This is a genomic window from Vibrio sp. 03_296, assembly GCF_002265885.1.
In genome coordinates this window covers 1-1,356 of record NZ_NPKW01000798.1, presented here as the reverse complement: position 1 = coordinate 1,356, position 1,356 = coordinate 1, and the positions used below count along the sequence as shown (strand labels likewise).

At 43.5% G+C, this 1,356-nt stretch carries 2 pseudogenes; both read right to left on the bottom strand.

Annotated features, from left to right (window positions below):
• Positions 1-199 (bottom strand): annotated as a pseudogene (locus tag CIK04_RS34520) (methyl-accepting chemotaxis protein); the annotation flags it as partial.
• 306 nt (positions 200-505) lie between these two features.
• A pseudogene (locus CIK04_RS27960) lies at positions 506-1,235 on the bottom strand (sulfite exporter TauE/SafE family protein).
• Between the last annotated feature and the right edge of the window lie 121 nt (positions 1,236-1,356).

Genomic DNA, 1,356 nt, shown 5'->3' with positions numbered 1-1,356 from the left:
CATCTTCATAGGCCATGATGATGCCTTCGAATACACTGGCACTCTCAGCCAGAAGGCGCACAAGATTAACATTCTGCTCGTCGCTGAGCTGTGCATTAAAATGACGCGCCCCTAACTCAACCGCTTTAAGCTGTGTCGTCACCGCATGTTGCAGTTCATCAACGTGATAATTGAGTTTATTCTGAGTTTCAGAAATCAAAGATGAGACCATCTTTTCTTTAAAGAAATGATATTTAGCGTCCCCAAGATGCCTAAAGATAAGGCAACCAACAACGCCACGCTGGAATAAATACGCGATTTAAAGCCTAGATTCATAGCTCCCCCTATCTACCCGATAGCCAAGATCTGTTTATTTTGGGAGCACTTGGTTTTCTAATTTATATTCGACAAATGCCGATTTGGAACCAAAAGCACGCCCAGCCAACTCTATAAACATAGCTAGGGTATTGGAAAATATAAAACTAATTTTATATGAAACTATTTGTTTATTTTATGTAAATGAAACCTAGTACATTAAAAACTTTGACCAAACCGCGCCAATGCCACTTAAACCACAAAGGGTTAAAGCACCGATACGGATCTGCTCTTTTGGTAAGCTTGCTGTCGTTAATAGGGCCAACTTGTAACCCAGCCAAGCTGCCGGAATTAAAGGTAACGTGATTTTAGGTGATACAGGGTGAAGAAACCAGCTGGGATCTGGATGAGAAGTGATATCAACGAGCTAAAAACAAAAAACGCTGAAAGATTACCGCGTAACTGATTCGCTTCTTGGTGCTGAAGCAACAATGCCATTGGCGGCCCACCGATACCTGAACTTGTACCAAATAGGCCAGAAAAGAAACCCGCTATTCGTCATACGCAATTGGGAGTGGGTTCGATGCGAAATGGCAGCAAACTTACCGCCACAGCAAACAATACCAGTATGCCGATCCACAAGGCCAATACATTGGTGCTGACCRATCACCAATAAAGCCCCGCCTGCAATCGAGCCTGGCACTCGACCGATCAATCGCCATTTTTAGGCCGCCAATCTCAACACTGCTTTTGTGCTTGAACGCATTGAGAATGGAGATAAACAGTGCCACTAGACAGATAGGCGCTGGTACATATTCTGGAGCAACCATAATCAGCAAGGGTGCCGAAACAATGGCTAAACCAAAGCCAATTGCTGTTTGCACAAACGAGCCAAGAAAAATCAAAAAAAACCGACTAACAATACAGATGTTTTCTGGCATCTTGGTCTCTTCCTTTACCACTCAATACAACGGAAAAATAGTTCGCTCGCACTAATGTACCTGTATCGTGTTCGGTTCTCAATCACTGATAACCGTTAAACGAGTGCGCTCTGTTTTACCC